This window comes from Pseudonocardia kunmingensis, from assembly GCF_006716445.1.
Taxonomy (GTDB): Bacteria; Actinomycetota; Actinomycetes; order Mycobacteriales; family Pseudonocardiaceae; genus Pseudonocardia; species Pseudonocardia kunmingensis.
Genome location: NZ_VFPA01000004.1, coordinates 422,793 through 442,587, shown reverse-complemented (window position 1 = coordinate 442,587; position 19,795 = coordinate 422,793). Strand labels below are relative to the sequence as shown.

Here is a 19,795-nt window from a genome sequence, read left to right as displayed (position 1 = left end):
GTCGCAGCCGCGGCCCGCGCCGCCGGGGTGTGGGTCCTCACGTCCGGGTCGTGAACTGGGCGAATCCAGGCCCCGCGGCCATCCGACCGGTCGCACACCGACTTCTGCCCTCGCACACCGACTGCAGTCGGTGTGGCAGCGCAGGAGTCGGTGTGCGAGCCCAGTCGACCTCGCGCGCGGCCGGCGTGTTCGCCGATCGCCCCGCGGCCGTCCGGCCGGTCGCACACCGATTCCTGCCGTCGCGCACCGACTGCAGTCGGTGTGGCAGCGCAGGAGTCGGTGTGCGAGGTCAGCTCGGGCGCAGGGGGCGGTAGTCCTTGAGGGTCGTCGCGATCGTGACCAGGCGGGGGTGGGTCGGCGGGGCCTCGTCGGCGATGCGGTCGAGCAGGAGTTCCGCGGCGCGCCGCCCGACCTCGCCGGTGTCGTAGGTGACCACGCTGATCGGGGCGGCGAACAGGTCGGCCAGCGGGACGTCGTCGAAGCCGGCCAGGGCGGCGGCCGAGCCGCTCTCCGCGATCGCCCGGTACGCGCCGACGGTGTTGCGGTTGTTGGCCGCGAACAGCGCCGTGGGCGGGTCGGCGGAGCCCAGCAGCTCCAGCGCGACGGCCTCGGCCGCCCCCGCGTCCGGCGGCACGCTGCGCAGCAGTGCGTCCTCGACGGCGAGGCCGGCCTCCTCGAGGGCGGCGCAGTGGCCGCGCAGGCGTTCCGCACCCGTCCAGAGTGACCGGCCGAGGCCGAGGAAACCGATGCGGCGGTGACCCTGCGCGACCAGGGCGGCGGTGGCGCGACGGCTGCCGCCGAAGTCGTCGACGACGACGCAGTCGACGTCGAGCCCGGACGGCGGGCGGGTGGCGAGCACGACGGGGAGCCCGTGCAGCACGGCGGGGTCGAGGTGGGCGTGGTCGTTGCCCGCGGGCACCACGATGATCCCGTCGACGCGGCGCGAGGCCATGTCGTCGACGAGCTGCCGCTCCCGGTCGAGGTCGCCGCCGGTGTTGCCGATGACCACCCGCATGCCGCCCGCGGAGGCGAGGCTCTCCACGCCGAGCGCCAGCTCGGAGTAGAACGGGTTCGAGAGGTTGGTGACGACGAGCCCGAGCAGGCCGCTGGAGCGCCCGGTGCGCAGACCGCGGGCGAGGTCGTTGCGGCGGTAGCGCAGTGCCTCCACCGAGGCGAGCACGCGGGCGCGCATCTCCGGGGACACGCGGGGGTCGCCGCGCAGGGTGCGCGACACCGTCATCGGGCTCACCGCGGCGTGCGCGGCCACGTCGCGCATCGTGGGCGTCGGTGCCCGGCCGGCCGCCATCGACGTCACGACGTCCCTCCTCCCGACCGCTGCGCCCACCAGGCGGCGCCGACGAGGCCCGCGTGCGCCGAGGACGCCGGGACCACCGGGACCTCGGCCCGGTCGTCGGACAGGCCCGCGCGCAGCGGGGCGGCCACCAGGTCCCATGATGCCGCGATCGCCCCGCCGACGACCACGAGGGAGGTGCCGAAGCGCCGGACCCAGGGTGCCAGGGCGTGGCCGAGGGCCGTGAAGGCGTCGGTGAACAGCGCTCGCGCGGTCGCGTCGCCCGCCAGGGCGCGCTCGGCGAGGTCGCGAACGTCGACGCCCGGCGCAGCGTCCGCGCGGGCCAGCAGCGCGCGTCGCGAGACCGTGTCCTCCAGCGGCGCCCCGTCGATCGTGAGCAGGTCGGCCCGGCCCTCGGGCGGCACGTCGGGGCCCTCCCCGACGGGGGTGCCGCGGTCGAGGAAGCAGCTGCCGACGCCGGTGCCCAGCGTCAGGACCAGGGCGCGGTCGTGCCCGCACGTGGTGCCGGCCCGCCACTCGCCGATGCCGAACGCGGCGGCGTCGTTGAGGAACACCACCTCCGCCGCGCCGAGCTCGCGGGTGAGGGCGTCGCCGAGGGCGAACCCGCGCAGGGCGTCGAACTTGCCGACGCCGGTGAACCGGCCGATCCCGGCGGCGTAGTCGAACGGCCCCGGGATCGCGACGCCCCACCGCGCGCCCGGCTGCGGCCCGAGCGCCGCGGCGCAGCGCAGCAGGTCCTCCACGATCTGCGCGGCCGTGCCGTGCGCGCGGACGGGGGAGCGGTGCACGGGCCCGGGCGACCACGGCGGCGCGAGCAGGGCGGCGGACACGTGGGTCCCGCCGATCTCCAGCGCCGGAACGGGGGTCACGGCACGAGAGCCTGCACGAGCCGGGTCCGGCCCGCGGCCTCGACCGTGTAGCCGCCGACGGCGGCGGGCACCACCATCGTCTCGGCGTAGGCCAGCCGGTGGGTGCGCCCGCCCGCGGAGAACACGGCGGCCTCGCCCTCGACGACCGTCCACACGTGGAAGCTCCCGCCCGTTCGCACGGGGGCGCTCGCGCCCGCGTCCAGGGCGAGCCTGCGGACCTCGAAGAACATCTCGGGCAGCGCGCCGATCAGCTCCTCGCGCCACCCCTCGCCCGCGCGCTGCGGCCGGGCGTCCTGGATGAGCTGCTCGTGCACGGCCTTGCCCTGGCGGGTGGTGTCGAGGTTGCGGAAGGCGTGCCCGACGTGCACGGGTCGCTGCCGGCCCGCGGCGTCGCGGCGCAGCCAGTCGTAGAACCGCAGGGAGTACAGGTAGGGCGTGGCGCTGATCTCCAGGACCACGTTGCCCTCGCCGCTGCCGTGCGGGGTGCCCGCGGGCACGAGGTAGAGCTGGTGCGCCGTGGCCGGGTGTTCCTGGACGTGGTCGGTGATGTCGAACGGCACGGCTTCGTGCGCCGCGGCGTGCGCCTCGGCGTGGAACGCCTCGACGTCGACGTCCTCGTGCAGGCCCAGGTAGATCGAGCGCCCGCCGCTGGTCTCCATCACGTAGTAGGTCTCGTGCTGGGTGTAGGGCCAGCCGAAGACCGTCGACATGTACTCCGGCTGCGGGTGGCAGTGCACCGACAGGCTGCCGCCGCCGACGGTGTCGAGGTAGTCGAAGCGCACCGGGAACGAGGTGCCGAACCGCTCGTGGACGTCCGCGCCGAGCACCTCGGTGGGGTGCAGCGCCACCACGGCCGCGAACGGGATCTCGACCTGCGCCTCGGGGCCGTCCCCGAGCAGCACGCCGCTCTCCGGCGCGATGAGCTCGTAGCCCAGCGCCGTGCTGGGAGCGTCCGGGTTGACGCCGAGCTCCTGCTGGGCCCAGTGCCCGCCCCACGAGGTGGAGTTGAAGAACGGCCGGGTGCGGAACGGGCGGGCGGCCAGGTCGGCGGCCGTGCGCCGCAGCGTGGCGCCGTCGACGGACGCGGGCACGTCGGGGTCCTGCACGTCGACCCAGCGGTCGACGCGGGCCAGCAGGGCGTCGCGGTGGCGGTCGAGCAGGGGCCAGTCCACGTAGAACAGCCGGCGGGTGGTGCCGGCGCCGGTGCGCTGGCCGAGGTTGCGCCCGGTGCCCGCGGTGATCTCGGCCTCCGCGCATCGCTTGGGCCGGTCGGCGTACCAGAGCACGTCGTGGGGCAGCAGCGCCGCGCCCGGCCCGTGGACCAGGAGCACGCCCTCGGCAGGAGGTTCCGGGTGTTCGGACGCGTCGAGCAGGTCGGCGAGGGTGCCCTCGGCGAGGCGGGCGAAGTCGGGGTCGTCGGGCAGCTCCGCCGACGTGGTGCGCTCCACGACGGTCTCCCATGGGGCGAACAGCGTGGCCGTGTCGAGGGCCTCGACGCCCGGGAAGCGCGCGCGCAGGTGCTCGGCCAGGTCGGCGGCCAGCCGCGGCCAGTCCTGGGTGGCCGGGCCGTCGACGGCGAGGGTGAGCGGCGCCGCCGGGAGCCCGGCGACCGGCCCGTCCCATCCGGTGGTCACCGGGCCCCCGACGGAGGGGTAGCGCGGGCTCGGGTCGTAACCGGGACCGGTCATCCGTTCTCCTCACACAGCGGGTCGAGATACGGATACCTTAGGTTGCTCCAGGAATCTTGCTCAACAGGGATGTTACCGATACCTTCCGTGCGACCCGTTCACCGACGACCGGAGGCCCGATGACCGATCGGCCGCCCTGCCCGCGCCCCCGCGGACTCTCCCGTCGCACGCTGCTCGGCCTCGTCGGTGCCGGCGGGCTCGCCCTCGCCACCGGCTGCGCACGCGGCACCTACACCCGCCCCGCGCCCGGCAACGTGCTCACGCTCAACAACGACGTCGCCACCTGGGCCGCCGCCTACGACGCCGCCTCCACCGTGCTCGAGCAGCGCACCGGCTCCCGGCTCGCCGTGCGCGCCGTGCCGAACCAGAGCACCTACCAGCAGATCGTGCGGATGTCCGCGCAGACCGACGCCACCACCGACCTCTTCAAGTGGTGGAACGGCTACCGGCTGCAGGACATCGCGCGCGGCGGGATCATCAGCGACCTGTCCGGGGCCTGGGACCACGCGCAGGCCCAGGGCTGGGTCGACCCCGCGATGCGGGCGTCGTTCAGCTTCGACGGCCGCCCCTACGCGCTGCCGCTCTACAAGACCTACTACCCGATGTTCTTCAGCCGGCGGACGTTCGCGGCCGCGGGGGTCGCGGTGCCGACCACCTTCGCCGAGCTGCTCGAGGTGGCCGGGACCCTGCGCGACGCGGGGATCACGCCGATCGGGGCCCCCGGCGCGTCGACGTGGGAGTCGATCATCTGGTTCACCCAGCTGCTGATCGCCCACAGCCCCGACTTCTACGAGGACGTCGCCGCGGGGCGCGCGAGCTACCTGGACGACACGGCGACGGCCACGATGGAGCTGTGGGCCCGGATGTACGCCGACGGTCTGTTCTCCGGGCCGGACGCCGACAGCTCGGGCTTCCCGGGCCAGTTCGCCGACGGCACGCTCGGCATGATGCTCGGGGGCACGTTCAACATCAACAGCTACACCGAGGCCGGGCTCGGCCCCGCGGACGTCGGGATGTTCCTGGTGCCGCCGGTGGATCCCGCGGTGGAGCAGGCGGTGGTCGTCGAGAGTGCGGCGCTGTGCGTCTCGGCCAACGCGCACAAGCACGAGCAGGCGATGGCGGTCGCCGAGAACTGGCTCGCCACCGACGTGCAGCAGGCCTGGGTGGACCAGCTCGGCGACGCCTCGGCGAACCCGGCCGCGCTGCCCACCGGCAGCGCCGTGGCCGACCTCGCCCAGGACGTCGCCCGGGTCCGGCCGCGGGAGGTCACCCGCTACTGGGAGGCCTCGCCGCCGGTGCTGGTCGAGGGCAACGTGCGCGACCTGAGCGCCTTCATGGTCACGCCCACCGTCGACAACGGGATCACCGTGCTGCGGAACATGCAGGACCGCGCCGACGCCGAATGGGAGGCCTGGCGAGCATGACCGTCCTGACCCCTGCTGCCGAGGTCGAGCGCCCGGCGCACACACCCGCCACCGCTGCGGCCCGGCGCGACCCGCGGTCCGTGCTGGCGATCGCACTGTTCCTGGCACCCGCGGTCGCGCTCGTCGCGGTGCTGATGATCGTGCCGTTCCTGGACACGGCGTACCGCAGCTTCTTCGACGACAACGGCTTCACCCGCACCTTCGTCGGCCTGGAGAACTACGCCACGCTGTTCACCAGCGCGGGCTTCGGCCAGACGCTGCTCAACACGCTGATGTGGGTGGCCGGCACGCTCGCCCTGCCGGTGCTGATCGGCCTGCTGATCGCCGTCGGCACGCACGAGGTGCGCTGGGGTGCGCTCGCCCGGTTCAGCCTGGTGCTGCCCTACGCGCTGTCCGGCGCGGCCACCGCCGTCGTCTGGATGTTCGTGCTGCGCGACGACGGCGCGCTCAACTCCGCGCTGGCCGCGCTCGGCCTCGCCGATATGGAGCAGGGCTGGCTGCTGGAGTGGCCGCTCAACACCATCGTCATGATCGTGGCGAGCACGTGGCAGGGCACCGGCGTCGCCGTGATCCTGTTCCTGATCGGGCTGCAGGCGATCCCGCCGTCGACGATCGAGGCGGCGAAGCTCGACGGGGCCACCGGTTTCCGGCTGTTCTGGCACATCACGCTGCCCCAGCTGCGGCCGATCACCGTGGTGGTCGTCGGCATCTCCGTCGTCAACAGCCTGAAGACCTTCGACATCGTCTGGCTGCTCACCCAGGGCGGGCCGGGCACCGCCTCGGAGACGCTCGCGCTGACCATGTACCGGGAGACGTTCACGCTCGCCCGCTACGGCTCCGGCGCGGCCGTCGCGGTGGTGCTCACCGTGGTCGTCGTCGCGGTGTCCTGGATCTACCTGCGCCGCCAGCTGCGCGCGAACTGAGGAGCGGGAATGGGACGTGCGGTCAGGAACGTCGTGCTCGTGGCCACCGCGCTGCTGTGGCTGGTACCCAGCTGGCTGCTGGTGGTCAACTCCTTCACCGCGGCGGCCGACTACACCGGCACGCCCGCGTGGTGGCCCGTCTCGTGGGCGTTCCTCGACAACGTCGGCGAGGCCTTCACCGCGGCCCACGTCGGCTCCGGGATGCTCAACAGCCTCGTCTACGCCGTCATCGGTGCGCTGATCGCGGTGGTGGTCGCCGCGCTGGCGTCGTTCGCGGTGGTGGTGATGCCGGTGAAACGGCCGGCGCTGTGGTTCTGGGCGATCTACGTCGGCACGATCCTGCCGTTGCAGATGTTCCTCGCGCCGCTGTTCAACGGGTACGCGACGACGTCGCTTTACGACACGCAGTACGGGATGCTGCTGATCTACGCGGCGCTCGCGGTGCCGTTCGCGTTCTTCGTCGTCCGCAACTACATGACGACCGTCCCGCGCGAGATGCGCGAGGCCGCGGCCCTGGACGGCGCGAGCTGGCTGCGGATGTTCCTGTCCATCCACCTGCCACTGGTGCGCAGCGCGATGGTGGCCGCGTTCCTGTTCCAGTTCACCTGGATCTGGAACGACATGCTGTTCGGGATCACGCTCGGGACGAGCCCGAACGTCCGGCCCGCCATGGCCGCGCTGGCCGACCTCACCAGCAACTACTCGAACATCGGGCCGCCCGTCGTGCTCGCGGGGGCGCTCGTGGCATCGCTGCCCACGGTCGTCCTGTTCTTCGCCTTCCAGCGCTTCTTCACCCGCAGTCTGAAACTCACCTCCTGAAGGGTTCCTCCTCCTCCATGACGACCAAGGCACTCATCGCCGCCACCCCCTGGTCCGCCGACAAGGCCAAGGCCGGGATGGTCGACTTCGCGGCCGCGGGCCGGGGCGTGCTCGGCGGCCGCACCGTCCGCGTGATCGGCGAGCAGCTGCTGCGCGGGGGTCCCCGGCGCCAGGCGGTCCGGGTGGAGGTGGACGGGCTCGCCGACCTGCGCGCGGGCGACGTGCAGCTGCACACGGAGGGCGGCTCGGCCGTGGCGGCCGAGGGCGTCGACGGGCCGGCCGGGTCGCTGCGCCTGCTGGTGCCCGCGGTCGACGCGCCGGCCGCGTTCCGGCTCACGATCCCGTCGCTGGACGCCGACGGCGCGATCGACGTGACGCTGGCCCCGGTGCGGGAGTGGACGATCCACCTGGTCCACCACAGCCACCTCGACATCGGCTACACCGACCCGCAGGGCACGGTGCTCGCCGAGCACGTCGCGTTCCTCGACTCCTGCCTCGACCTCGTCCGGGCCACGGCCGACCGGCCCGACGAGGCGAAGTTCCGCTGGGCCGTCGAGTCGCTGTGGTCGTTCGAGCAGTGGGTGGCGGCGCGCTCGCCGGAACGCGTGCAGGAGTTCGTCGACTACGTGCGCGCGGGCCAGATCGAGCTCACCGCGATGCCCTACAACCTGCACACCGACACCTGCTCCACCGACGAGCTGCACGAGCTGCTGCGCCTCGCGCGGACCGTCCGCGACCGCTACGGGGTCGAGTTCACCTCGGCGATGCAGACCGACGTGCCCGGCACGGTCGCGGGCCTGCCGGACGCGCTCGCGCAGGTCGGGGTGCGCTACCTGTCGGTCGCCCACAACTGGGCGGGTCGCTCGGTGCCGCACCTGAACGGTGGGCAGAAACTGCCGCGGCTGTTCCGCTGGCGTTCCCCGGCCGGGAACTCGGTGCTGGTCTGGATGACCGACAGCCCGCACGGCCTCGCGTACATGGAGGGGTCGGTGCTGGGCTTCGACACCTCCTACGAGGAGGTGGACGGGATGCTCCCGGCCTACCTCACGGCGCTGGCCAGCAAGCCCTACCCGTTCCCGCCGGGGATGTTCGGCTGGCACGGCGACGCCGTGCACGACCGCGAGCCCTACCCGTGGGACGTGCTGCACCTGCGCGTGCAGGGCCACTTCGGCGACAACGCCCCGCCGCGGCTGATCATGGCCGACACGGTGGCCCGCTGGAACGAGAACTGGCTGTACCCGCGGCTGCGGCTCTCGCGCAACGAGGACTTCTTCCGCGACGCCGAGGAGCGCCTCGACGGGCAGATCCAGGAGTTCGAGGGCGACTGGGGCGACTGGTGGGTCGAGGGCGTCGGATCCGGTGCCCGCCCGCTGGCGATGACCCGCAAGGCGCAGGCGGCGGTCACCGGGGCGCAGACGATGAGCGGCATGTCGGCGCTGCTCGGCGGCGAGGCGCTCGCCGACGAGGCCGAGCACTCCGACCGCGTCTACCGGTCGGTCTCGCTGTTCAACGAGCACACCTGGGGCGCGGGCAACCCGTGGACCGACGGGGACGAGGGCTTCGACTCCGGTGAGCAGCAGTGGCACTGGAAGTACGCCCACGGCGTGCACGCCCAGGACGACGCCGCCACGTTCACCGACCACGCCGCCGCCCGGCTCGGCGAGGTCCTCCCGGAGAGCGGCGACGCCGTCGTCACCTTCTATGCCGCCAACACCGCCGCGTTCCCGCGCACCGCGACCGTGCGGCTGTTCGTCCGCGAGAGCCGGGTGCCGCTGGACCGCGCGATCGAGGTGCGCGACGGGCGCACGGGCAAGCCGCTGCCGATCACCGTGGCCGGCCAGCAGAACCCGAACCACCGCGACGCCGGGCGGATCGTGACCGTCCACGTGCCGGACGTGCCGCCGCTGGGCCACGTGCGGCTCGACGTGGTGTCGCCGGACGGGGAGGCGGAGGTGCCCGCGCCGGTGGCGGCCGAGCACCCGGACCCGCTCGTGATCCAGAACGAGCACCTGCGCGTGCGCGTCGACCTCTCCCGGGCCTGCATCGCCTCGATCGAGGAGCTGGCCACCGGCCGCGAGCTGGTGAACACCGACGCGGTGGTCGGCTTCAACGCCTACGTCTACGACACCTACACGACGGCGGGCGGCTACAACCACCAGTCGAACAAGACCGCGGTGTCACCGGACCTGGAGCTGCTCGGCAGCCGCACGCTCGCCCGGCCCGCCGCCTTCATCGAGCGCGTCGACACCGGTGTGGAGCAGCGCCTGGTCTACGAGTTCGCCGCCGACGGCGTGCGCTGGGCGCGCACCACCCTCCGGCTGGGCCGCGACCAGGCGCGCCTGGACATCGAGAACCGGCTGTCCAAGCCCGCCACGATGACGAAGGAGAGCGCCTTCTTCGCCTTCCCGTTCGCGGCCGACGACCCGGTGGTCCGGTACGAGATCACCGGCGCGCTCACCGGCGACGGGCTGGAGCACGTGCCGGGCGCCCCGCAGCACATGCGGGCGATCCGCAACTGGGTGAGCGTCGCCGACGGGGAGCACGCCGTCGCCTGGGCCACCGACGAGGCCCCGCTCGTGCACCCGGAGACGATCGCGTTGCCCTACGCGCCGTTCCCGGACTCCACCACGCCGCGCGAGCCCGGCACCGTCTACTCGTGGGTGCACAACAACGTCTGGGACACCAACTTCCCGTCGCAGCAGGGCTTCACCGCGTCCGTGCGCTACGCGGTGGGCGTGCGCCGTGCCGGCGAGGAGCTGTCGGCGTCGGGGCTCGGCATCCGGACGGCCGCGGACCTGACCCAGCCGGTGCACGGCGTGCTCGCCACCGGTCCCGCCGCCGAGGCGGTGCCCGAGCGTTCGCTGCTCGCGCTCGACGACGACCGCGTCCGGCTGGTCTCGGTCTCGAGCGCGCAGGCCGGTGTGCTGCTGCGGCTGCAGTCCTACGCCGAGGAGCCGGTGGCGCTGCGCGTCCGCGCGCGGGTGCCGGTGGCCGGGGCGTGGACCGCGACGTACCTGGGCGACCGCGGCGAGGCACTGGCGGTCGACGACGGGGTGCTGACGGTCGACCTGCCCCGCATGGGCAGCGTCGGTGTGCTGCTGGAACGGGCCCCTGACCGGTAGGACGCCCGGTCGGCGGACGGACTTCGGCATCGATTCTGTGGGGGGCGCCCACGCGGGCGGGCGATCGCTGACACGATGCGGAGGACGTTGATCTCAGGGGGCCCACGTGTCGAACGAACAGGAGCGACCGGAACCGACCGACCGCACCCCGCCCGCCGCCCCGCGTGAAGACGCGCCGGGCGACGCCGCGGGGAGCGGTCGCGAGGAGGACGCGCGGCCGGAGCCGGCGCGAGCCGGCGAGGAAGCCGGTGCCGGAGCGGCCGAGCACCCGCCGGCGGCGGGTGAGCCGACCCCGGGCGCCGGGGCGACGGCGGGCGGAGCCCGATCGCCGGAGGCGCCGACCGGAACCCCGGCCGGCGAGGACGCCGGTGCGCGAGCAGCCGAGGAGCCGCCCACGGCCGCGACGCCGGGTGACCCGGCCTCGGGTGCCGGCGAGGCGGCCGGTGACGCGTCAGCCCGCTCCGCTCCGGAACCCGGCGACGCGGAAGACGCGGTCACGGCCGCGCACGCGTCTCCGGGACCGGACGCCATCCGGGACACGGTCCCGGCGCCGGGCGGGTACGGGCCGGGCGAGTTCGTGCAGCCCGCGTACGAGAATCCCGCCGGGCAGCCCGGCCACGGCCAGCCGGGTCACGGACAGGCCGGCTATGGCCAGGCTGCCTATGGACAGCCCGGTTACGGGCAGGCCGGTTATGAGCAGCCGGGTTATGGGCAGCCGGCGTACGGACAGCCCGGTTATGGACAGCCCGGATATGGACAGCCCGGCTACGGACAGGCCGCCTACGGACAGCCGGGTTACGGCGAGGCCCCCTGGCAGCCGGGTCACGGGCCGTCCGGGTACGGCCAGGCCGCCTGGCAGCCGGGCTACGGGCCGTCCGGTTACGGGCAGCAGGGGTACGGGCAGCCGGGCTACGGCCAACCTCCGTACCGCGGCCCGGGCTACGGCGCCCAGGCCGGGTACGGCGCACCGGGCCCCGAGCCGTCGGCCCCCCGGCCGGGCGTCGTGCCGTTGCGCCCGCTCGGCGTCGGTGACGTGCTGTCCGGGGCGGTCGGCTACATCCGGGCGAACCCGCTGCTCACGCTCGGCGCGAGTGCCGTGATCATGATCGTCACGCAGCTCGTCCAGCTCGTCGTGGACCTCGCGCTGCCGCAGCCCGATCCGGGCGCGCTGGCCTCGGGGCAGGTCACCGGGCTGGCCGCGGCGACACTGGGCCAGCTCGGGAGCGCGCTGGTCGCGATCGTGCTCAGCGCGCTCCTGAGCGGCCTGCTGCTGGTCGCGCTGAGCCGGGCCGTGCTCGGGCAGCACATCGACGTCACGGCCGCGTGGCGCGCCGTCGCTCCCCGGCTCCTGGGCCTGATCGGGCTGACCGTCCTGATCGGGATCGCCGTCGGCGCGGTCGTGATGGTCGGGGTGGTGCCTGCGTTGATCGCCGCGGCCACCGGGTCCGGTGAGGCCATCGCGCTGGCGTTCGTCCTGGTCCTGGCCGCGGTGCTGGCGGCGGGCTACCTGTCGGTGCTGTGGGTGCTGGCACCGGCGGCCTACGTCCTGGAGCCGATCGGCGTCGTGGCGGCGCTGGGACGCTCCCGCGCGCTCGTCCACGGCGTCTGGTGGCGGACGTTCGGCGTCCTGCTGCTCACCGCGCTGCTGGTGGTCGTACCCCTGGTCGTGGGCGTCGGCGTGCTGGGTGGGTTCAGCCTCGACCCCGAGGACACGGGCGCGATCGTCGGGGCGGCCATCGGCACGGTCGTGGTCAGCACGTTCGCCGTGCCGTTCGCGACCGGCGTCACCGGGCTGCTCTACATCGACCAGCGGATCCGGCGGGAGCGGTTCGACGTCGAGCTGGCCCGCTGGGTCGGTTTGTAGGTCACACCCCTGCCGGTTCCACCCCGCGGTAGGTGCGCCGGTAGGCGAGCGGCGCGACGCCGATGGCGGCGTGCAGGTGCTGGCGCAGCGAGGCCGTGGTGCCGAACCCGCACTCGGCGGCGATCCGCTCCACCGGGAGGTCGGTGCCCTCCAGCAGCCGCCGCGCGGCGGCCACCCGCTGCGTGGTGAGCCAGCGGGCCGGGCTCACGCCCGTCTCCTCCCGGAAGTGGCGCGTGAACGTCCGCACGCTCATGGCGGCGTGGGCCGCGAGGTCGGCGAGGGTGAGCGGGTCGCGGAGGCGCTCCAACGCCCAGGCCCGGGTGGGCGCGGTGCCGGGGCCGTCGGCGTCCGGGGCGGGCTCCATGAACTGCGACTGGCCGCCCTCGCGCCACGGCGCCACGACGCTGCGCCGGGCCACGCGGTTGGCCACGGTGGCGCCGTGGTCGCGGCGTACGACGTGCAGGCACAGGTCGATGCCCGCGGCGTTGCCCGCCGAGGTGAGCACGTCGCCGTCGTCGACGTAGAGCACATCGGGGTCCAGCGCCACCTGCGGGAACAGCGCGCGGAACGCATCGGCGTGCATCCAGTGGGTGGTGGCCGGGCGCCCGTCGAGCAGGCCGGCCGCGGCCAGCACGAACGCGCCCGTGCAGATCGAGACCATCCGCGCGGACAGCCCGTCCAGCGCGGCTGCGAGATCGGGTTCCAGCACGCCCCGCTCCTTCGCCGAGCCGCTGTAGATCCCGGGGATGACCACGGTGTCGGCGGTGCGCAGGATCGAGGCGTCGTGCTCGGGCAGCACCTGGTACCCGGCCGAGGTCCGCACCGGGCCGCCGTCCAGGGTCGCGAAGCGCACCCGGTAGAGGCGTCGTTCCGCGTCGTCGACGGCCGTACCGATCAGCTTGTGGGGCAGGCCCAGCTCGAACGCCACCACGTCCGGAAGCGCGAGCACGGCGACCTCGTGGAGCCCGGTCATGGCCGGATTCTTTCACGTATTGGCCCTCGGGCCACTGTTGCAGGGGTATGCGGGCGGCGATGCTGCCGGACGTGACCGAGCTCCGCACCGCGCGCGTGCCGCGCATCCACCCGGCGTGGTGGGTCGCCGCCGTGACCTTCCTGGCCCTCGTCGGGGCCGCCGGCTTCCGGGCGGTGCCCGGCGTCCTGATGAACCCGCTGCACGACGAGTTCGGCTGGTCGATCTCCACGATCTCGCTCGCCGCGGCAGTGAACATGGCGCTCTACGGGCTCACCGCACCGTTCGCGGCCGCGCTGATGGAGCGCTTCGGCATCCGGCGCGTCGTGACGGCGGCGCTGGTCGTCGTGGCGGCGGGCAGCGGCCTGACGGTCTTCATGACGCAGAGCTGGCAGCTGATCCTGTGCTGGGGCGTGCTGGTCGGTCTGGGCACCGGGTCGATGGCGCTCGCGCTCGTCGCCACCGTGACGGGCCGCTGGTTCGTGGCCCGGCGCGGCCTGGTGTCCGGCGTGCTGACCGCGGGCGGCGCGGCGGGTGGCCTGGTGTTCCTCCCGCTGGTGTCGCAGCTCGCCGAGGGCTACGGCTGGCGCCCGGCCTCGCTGGCCGTCGCGGTGGCGGCGCTGGCCGTCGCGCCGTTCGTGATGTGGCTGCTGCGGGACCGGCCGCGGGACGTGGGCGTGACGCCCTACGGCGGCACCGCGGCCGACGACGTCGACCCGGTGCGCAGCGGGGCGGCCCGCATGGCGCTGCGCACGCTCGCCGCGGCGGCCCGCACCAAGGGGTTCTGGTACCTGGCCGCAGGCATGATGATCTGCGGCGCCACCACGATGGGACTGATCCAGCCGCACTTCGTGCCGGCCGCGCACGACCACGGGATGCCGCAGACGGTCGCCGCCGGGCTGCTGGCGCTCGTCGGGATCTTCGACGTGGTCGGCACCATCGCGTCCGGCTGGCTCACCGACCGCATCGACCCGCGCTACCTGCTGCTCGTCTACTACGTGCTGCGCGGCCTGTCGCTGCTCGCCCTCCCCGCGCTGTTCGGGCCGGACATTCAGGCGAACATGGTGGCGTTCATCGTGTTCTACGGGCTCGACTGGGTGGCGACGATCCCGCCCACGATGGCGCTGTGCCGCGAGCTGTTCGGCGCGGCCGCGCCCGTCGTGTTCGGGTGGGTGTTCGCCTCGCACCAGGTCGGCGCGGCGGCGATGGCCCTGGGCGCCGGGATCGTCCGCGACGAGCTCGGCGCCTACGACATGGCCTGGTACACCGGCGGCGCCCTGTGCATGGCGGCCGGGCTGCTCTCGTTGCTGGTCCGCGGCCGGATCCGGAGGGCGAGCTACTCGGGGTGACGCATTCCCCTGCCGGACGAACGGCACTTTCGTCGGCTAGGAAGCGACGAAAGTGCCGTTCGTTACGCGTGGCGGATGTCCGCCCAGCCCTCGACCTCTTCCGGGCGCCTCGGGCCGGGGCCGATGTACTGGGCGCTCGGGCGCACCAGTTTGCCCTCGCGCTTCTGCTCCATGACGTGCGCCGACCAGCCCGCCGTGCGGGCGCTCGTGAACATCGCGGGCATCATGTGCGGCGGCACCTCGGCGAAGTCCAGGATCACGGCCGCCCAGAACTCGACGTTGGTCTCGATGCGGTGGTCGGGGCGGCGGGAGCGCAGCTCGGACAGGGCCGCCTGCTCGAGCGCGGCGGCCGCCTCGAAGCGCGACGCCCCGAGCTCGCGGCAGGTGCGGCGCAGCACGCGGGCGCGCGGGTCCTCGGCCCGGTAGACCCGGTGCCCGAAGCCCATCAGGCGCTCCTTGCGGTCGAGGATGCCCTTCACCAGGCCCTCGGGGTCGCCGGTCCGCTCGACCTCCTCGATCATCGGCAGCACCCGCGCCGGCGCGCCGCCGTGCAGCGGGCCGGACATGGCGCCGATCGCGCCGGACAGCGAGGCGGCGACGTCGGCACCGGTCGAGGCGATGACGCGCGCGGTGAACGTGGAGGCGTTCATGCCGTGCTCGGCGGCGGAGACCCAGTACGCGTCCACCGCCCGGATGTGCGCCGGGTCCGGCTCGCCGCGCCAGCGCGTCATGAACCGCTCGGTGATCGTCGTGCACTCGTCGATGCGCGCCTGCGGCACCGCGGGCACCGCGATCCCGCGCGCGGACTGCGCCACGTACGAGAGCGCCATCACCGACGCCCGGGCCAGCTGGTCGCGGGCCTCCTCGTCGCCGATGTCGAGCAGCGGCCGGTAGCCCCAGTACGGGGCCAGCATCGCGAGCGCGGCCTGCACGTCCACCCGGACGTCGCCGGAGTGCACGGGGATGGGGAACGGTTCGGCGGGCGGCAGCCCCGGCCCGAACCGGCCGTCGACGAGCAGCGCCCAGACGTTGCCGAACGTCACCTGCCCGACGAGGTCCTCGATGTCGACGCCCCGGTAGCGCAGCGAGCCGCCGTCCTTGTCGGGCTCGGCGATCTGCGTCCGGAAGGCGACCTGCCCCTCCAGGCCCGGGACGAACCCGGGGGGTGGCGGGGGCGGCGCGCCCTCGCTCCGGTCGGCTCCGGGATCGGCCGGCGCAGTGGTCACCGCGTCCTCCTCGTCGTGGCCGGTGTGCGGCAGATGACCACCCCGTGATCGGCGGCGTGGTTGGGTGCACCCTGCACCGGCTCCCACCGCGGTGCAACACCGGCGACCGGGTGTGATCTGTCACCGGGGGTGTTGATCGGGGTGCGGGACACATAGCGTGGTGGGTCGGCTACCCGGGGAGGCGTCGATGGCAGAGCGGCTGGCGACGATGCGTGTGGACTACGTGCGGACCGACGAACTCGACGTGGGCGACCTCGCCCCGACGTGGCACGAGCAGCTGGCGCGGTGGCTGGACGAGGCGATCACCGACGGCGTCGCGGAGCCCAACGCGATGGTGCTCGCCACCGCGGGCGAGGACGGCAGGCCGACCTCGCGCACCGTGCTGTGCAAGGGGCTCGACGCGCGCGGCGTCGTCTTCTACACGAACTACACCTCGGCGAAGAGCCACCAGCTGCGGGCCACGCGGTACGCGTCGGCCACCTTCCCCTGGTACGCCCAGCACCGGCAGGTGCACGTGCGCGGCACCGTCGAGCTGGTCACGCCGGCCGAGAACGCCGCGTACTGGGCCACCCGCCCCCGCGGTTCCCAGCTGGGGGCGTGGGCGTCCGCGCAGTCGGTGGAGGTGCGCGACCGCCGCGTGCTCGACGACGCGCTCGCCACCGCCACGCACCGGTTCGCCGACGAGGAGGCCGTGCCTGCTCCACCGCACTGGGGCGGCTGGCGGATCGTGCCGGAGCAGGTCGAGTTCTGGCAGGGCCGCAGCAACCGGATGCACGACCGCCTGCGCTTCGAGCTCGACACGCACGACCGCACCTGGCGCATCCGCCGCCTGGCCCCCTGACCGCGACATCCCCGGGCGGGTCACGGGACCGTCGGGGGCAGGCCGAACCACCGGGTCAGCCCGTGGCCGAGGAACCACGTCACGGCGCCGATCCGGTCACCGTCCGGGCGGAGGACGAGCAGGCCCGCTGGATGTGCGGTCGGCTCGGCGGGCCGGGCGAGGTAGCAGGCCAGGGCCGGGTGCGTGTTGGCACGGGTGGCCACCAGCCGGAGGTGGCGGCGACCGCGCCAGGCGGTGAACGTGGTGAGGAGATCCGCGATCGCCGCCCGGCCGTGGTACTCGTGCGGGGCGGGCGGCATGGTCAGCCACGCATCGTCGGTCAGCAGCCGGACGACGCCCTCGACGTCGCCCGCCGTGAACGCGGCGGCGAAGCGCTGCGTCAGGTCGCGCTCGCCCGGCGAGCCCGGCGGCACCACGCTCCCGGGGCTCGGGCGGGCCCGCAGCTGCGCACGGGCGCGCTGCAGGGTTCCCTTGACGGCGGTCGTGCTGGTGTCCAGCATCGACGCGACCTCGGAGGTGGAGAAGCCGAGCACGTCGCGCAGCACGAGCACGGCGGTCTGGCGCGGCGGCAGGTGCTGCAGTCCGGCGACGAACGCCAGCTCGACCGCCTCCTTGGAGCGGTACCGCGCCTCGGGCCCCGGCTCGGTGTCGGCCACCTGCTCCAGCAGGTGGTCCGGATACGGCTGCAGCCAGGTCACGTCGGTGCGGCGCGTGGGTTCGGGCGGGGCGAAGGGCGGTTGCGGCTCGGGTGGCCTGCGCCGCCCCGCGTCGCGCAGCGCGTTGAGGCAGCGGTGGGTGGCGATGCGGTACAGCCAGGCCCGCAGCGACGCCCGGCCCTCGAACCCGTCCAGTCCGCGCCACGCCGCGAGCAGCGTCTCCTGCAGGGCGTCCTCGGCGTCCGCGAGCGATCCGAGGATGCGGTAGCAGTGCAGGTGCAGCTCGCGCCGGTGGGGGTCGGTCAGCTCCCGGAACGCGTGCTCGTCACCTCGTCGAGCGCGGTCCAGCACGTCCTGGCACACCGTGGGATCGTCCCACCACTTGAAGATCGCACCGTTCCGTTTCCGAGGCCGGTGGTGTCTCGACAACCGGAGGACACCGGTCCACGGAGAGGAACGATCATGAACGACAGCACCGAACGGGCTCGCCTCGACGATCTCGCGGAGGTACTCGGCATCGTCGGCGAGCTGGTGGGCGCCGTCCGGGACGACCGGTGGAGCGCGCCCACCCCGTGCCCGGAGTGGGACGTGCGCGCGCTGGTCGACCACATGGTGCTCGGTCACCGCCTCTTCGCCGGGATCCTCCGCGGCGAGGCGGCCGTCACCGCGGGTGCGCTGGATCCCGGGTCCGCCGACGCGCTCGGCGACGATCCCGCGGGGGCCTACGGGGACGCCGCGCGCGACCTGCTCGCCGCGTTCGGGCGGCCCGGTGTGCTCGGACGGACCTTCGAGGTGCCCGTCGGACCCGTGCCCGGCATCGTCGCGGTCCACCTGCGCATCGTGGAGGAGCTGGTGCACGGCTGGGACCTCGCGCAGGCGGCCGGCGGCGGGCGGCCCCGGTTCCCCGACGACGTCGCCGAGCGCGCGGTGGGGTTCACCCGCGTCAAGCTCGCGGACGTCCCGCCGGAGCAGTCCCCGTTCGCGCCTCCACAGCCGGTGTCCGACCTCGCCCCACAGATCGACAGGCTCGCGGCGCTGCTGGGTCGGACCGTCGGCCAGGGATCACGCGCGCCGGGACCCCGACCCGCCGACAGTGAGACCCCGGCGCGCGGCCTCCGCGGGTATCGCGCTGGGGTGGTTCGTCCCGTTCGGCCGTGAGGGCGGGCACTCGGGCCCGGAACGGAGCGGTGGTCCGGGCATCCGGGGTGGTAGTCGTAGTCGTATGACGACGTCCGGTCCGGAGGGGCCCACCCGCCCGAACCGGGCTCGTCGGGACGAGCGGACCGGCCGCCTCACCGGGGGGCCGGACGCCCCGACCCATCCGACGGCCGGCGCGGAGCCCGCGACCCGGCGCATCGCCCGGGCCGTGCGCGGCGTCCTCACCGACACCCGGCCGTTGCGCACGCCGGCCTACCGGCGGCTGTGGACGGCCGGCATCGTCACGGTGATCGGCGCGCAGCTGTCGGTCGTCGCGGTGCCCGCGCAGATCTACGAGCTCACCGGGTCCTCGGCCTACGTCGGCCTGACGGGGCTGTTCGGGCTGGTGCCGCTGGTCGTCTTCGGGCTCTGGGGCGGCGCGATCGCCGACGCCGTCGACCGGCGCACGCTGCTGCTGTTCAGCGGCGGCGGGATCGCGCTCTCGTCGCTGGCGCTCTGGGTCACGGCCGCGAGCGGCGCAGGCGGGGTCTGGCTGGTGCTCGTGCTGTTCGCCGTCCAGACCGCGTTCCTCGCGATCAACCAACCGGCGCGCAACGCCGTCATCCCGCGGCTGCTGCCCGCCGACCAGCTCCCGGCGGCGAACGCGCTGAACATGACGGTGTTCCAGGTCGGTGCCATCGCCGGGCCGCTGCTCGCGGGCGTGCTGATCCCGGTGATCGGGCTCCCGACGCTCTACCTGCTCGACGCGATCGCGCTGCTCGCCACACTCTGGGCCACCTGGCGGCTGCCCGCCGTGCCGCCCGCGGGGACCGGCGCGCGGAGGCGCGCGGGCCTGCGGGAGATCGTCGACGGCTTCCGCTACGCCGCGCTGCACGCGGTGCTGCTGGTGTCGTTCCTGATCGACATCGTGGCGATGGCGTTCGGCATGCCCCGCGCGGTGTTCCCCGAGATCTCCCAGACGGTGTACGGCGACCCACCGGGCGGCGGGTTCGCGATGGGCCTGCTGTTCGCCGCGATCCCCCTCGGGATGGTGGCCGCCGGGCTGTTCACGGGCCTGCTGCACCGGGTGCGGCGCCAGGGCGTCGCCGTGACGCTCGCGATCTGCACGTGGGGCGTGGGCGTCGCCCTCTTCGGGCTCACCAGCTCGCTGTGGCTCGCCGTGCTCTTCCTCGCGATCGCCGGCGCAGGCGACGTCATCAGCAGCGTGTACCGGATGTCGATCCTGCAGAGCGTCGCGACCGACGAGATGCGCGGGCGGATGCAGGGCGTGTTCGGGGTCGTGGTCGCGGGCGGGCCCCGGGTGGCCGACCTCTGGCACGGTCCCGCCGCGGAGTGGTGGGGGCCCGGTGTCGCCGCGTCGGTGGGCGGTGTGGCGGTGGTGGTCGGCGCGGTGGTCGTGGTGGCGGCCTTCCCGATCTTCTGGCGCTACCGGGCCGCCCACTGAGTGGCTCCCGGTGTCGGGCCAGGTTGCCCGGGGGTGGCGCCGTGACGAACGAGTCATGCTTCGACCGGCACAACGGCCGTTTCGAGCACTAGCGTTGCGGCCAACCACGGAAGACAAGAGTGTGAGGGAA

General features: G+C 74.1%; 15 protein-coding genes. 9 read left to right on the top strand and 6 right to left on the bottom strand.

The window, feature by feature from the left end:
* Positions 1 to 289: 289 nt before the first annotated feature.
* From FB558_RS31855 to FB558_RS44120, 3 genes are read right to left on the bottom strand one after another with little or no spacing between them, the layout of a single operon-like run.
* Positions 290 to 1,306, bottom strand: a complete 1,017-nt coding sequence (locus tag FB558_RS31855; protein WP_142060565.1) for a LacI family DNA-binding transcriptional regulator — start codon at positions 1,304 to 1,306, stop codon at positions 290 to 292.
* A 5-nt stretch (positions 1,307 to 1,311) separates the two neighbouring features.
* Complete coding sequence (locus FB558_RS44125; protein ID WP_211366996.1) at positions 1,312 to 2,181, bottom strand: ROK family protein; 870 nt, start codon at positions 2,179 to 2,181, stop codon at positions 1,312 to 1,314.
* Positions 2,178 to 3,869, bottom strand: a complete 1,692-nt coding sequence (locus tag FB558_RS44120) for a class I mannose-6-phosphate isomerase (RefSeq protein ID WP_211366995.1) — start codon at positions 3,867 to 3,869, stop codon at positions 2,178 to 2,180. The genes FB558_RS44125 and FB558_RS44120 overlap by 4 nt, the downstream gene beginning before the upstream one ends.
* 119 nt (positions 3,870 to 3,988) lie before the next feature.
* Here FB558_RS44120 and FB558_RS31845 point away from each other — a divergent pair, with 119 nt between their 5' ends.
* The 5 genes from FB558_RS31845 (at position 3,989) to FB558_RS31825 (ending at position 12,021) form a co-directional block, all read left to right on the top strand.
* Entirely contained in the window at positions 3,989 to 5,293 is a 1,305-nt protein-coding gene (locus FB558_RS31845; RefSeq protein ID WP_142059919.1) for an ABC transporter substrate-binding protein, read from the top strand.
* Positions 5,290 to 6,216, top strand: coding sequence for a carbohydrate ABC transporter permease (locus FB558_RS31840; protein WP_211366994.1), 927 nt, complete (start codon positions 5,290 to 5,292; stop codon positions 6,214 to 6,216). The genes FB558_RS31845 and FB558_RS31840 overlap by 4 nt, the downstream gene beginning before the upstream one ends.
* A gap of 9 nt (positions 6,217 to 6,225) precedes the next feature.
* A complete protein-coding gene (locus tag FB558_RS31835) occupies positions 6,226 to 7,035 on the top strand; it encodes a carbohydrate ABC transporter permease (RefSeq protein WP_142059915.1) in 810 nt (269 codons plus the stop codon).
* 17 nt (positions 7,036 to 7,052) lie between these two features.
* Positions 7,053 to 10,157 carry a glycoside hydrolase family 38 N-terminal domain-containing protein gene (locus FB558_RS31830; RefSeq protein WP_142059913.1) on the top strand — a complete coding sequence of 1,035 codons (3,105 nt, stop codon included), beginning with the start codon at positions 7,053 to 7,055 and terminating at the stop codon, positions 10,155 to 10,157.
* A gap of 106 nt (positions 10,158 to 10,263) precedes the next feature.
* Entirely contained in the window at positions 10,264 to 12,021 is a 1,758-nt protein-coding gene (locus tag FB558_RS31825) for a DUF7847 domain-containing protein (protein WP_142059911.1), read from the top strand.
* A 1-nt stretch (position 12,022) separates the two neighbouring features.
* Here FB558_RS31825 and FB558_RS31820 read toward each other — a convergent pair whose 3' ends face one another.
* Entirely contained in the window at positions 12,023 to 12,994 is a 972-nt protein-coding gene (locus tag FB558_RS31820) for a GlxA family transcriptional regulator (protein WP_142059909.1), read from the bottom strand.
* Positions 12,995 to 13,053: 59 nt separating this feature from the next.
* Here FB558_RS31820 and FB558_RS31815 point away from each other — a divergent pair, with 59 nt between their 5' ends.
* Positions 13,054 to 14,340: an MFS transporter gene (locus tag FB558_RS31815; RefSeq protein ID WP_142059907.1), complete on the top strand. Its 1,287-nt coding sequence runs from the start codon at positions 13,054 to 13,056 to the stop codon at positions 14,338 to 14,340.
* Between the two features lie 62 nt (positions 14,341 to 14,402).
* Here the strand turns inward: FB558_RS31815 and FB558_RS31810 are convergent, their stop codons facing one another.
* Positions 14,403 to 15,566, bottom strand: coding sequence for a citrate synthase 2 (locus tag FB558_RS31810; RefSeq protein WP_142059905.1), 1,164 nt, complete (start codon positions 15,564 to 15,566; stop codon positions 14,403 to 14,405).
* 187 nt (positions 15,567 to 15,753) lie between these two features.
* Between FB558_RS31810 and pdxH the strand changes: the two genes are divergently transcribed.
* Positions 15,754 to 16,407 carry a pyridoxamine 5'-phosphate oxidase gene (gene pdxH / locus FB558_RS31805; protein WP_142059903.1) on the top strand — a complete coding sequence of 218 codons (654 nt, stop codon included), beginning with the start codon at positions 15,754 to 15,756 and terminating at the stop codon, positions 16,405 to 16,407.
* A 20-nt stretch (positions 16,408 to 16,427) separates the two neighbouring features.
* Here pdxH and FB558_RS31800 read toward each other — a convergent pair whose 3' ends face one another.
* Positions 16,428 to 17,426: an RNA polymerase subunit sigma-70 gene (locus FB558_RS31800; RefSeq protein ID WP_142059900.1), complete on the bottom strand. Its 999-nt coding sequence runs from the start codon at positions 17,424 to 17,426 to the stop codon at positions 16,428 to 16,430.
* Between the two features lie 99 nt (positions 17,427 to 17,525).
* On the opposite strand from FB558_RS31800, the gene FB558_RS31795 reads away from it, so the two are divergent.
* Positions 17,526 to 18,221, top strand: coding sequence for a TIGR03086 family metal-binding protein (locus FB558_RS31795; protein WP_142059898.1), 696 nt, complete (start codon positions 17,526 to 17,528; stop codon positions 18,219 to 18,221).
* A gap of 64 nt (positions 18,222 to 18,285) precedes the next feature.
* Complete coding sequence (locus FB558_RS31790; RefSeq protein WP_142059896.1) at positions 18,286 to 19,665, top strand: MFS transporter; 1,380 nt, start codon at positions 18,286 to 18,288, stop codon at positions 19,663 to 19,665.
* Positions 19,666 to 19,795 lie beyond the last annotated feature (130 nt).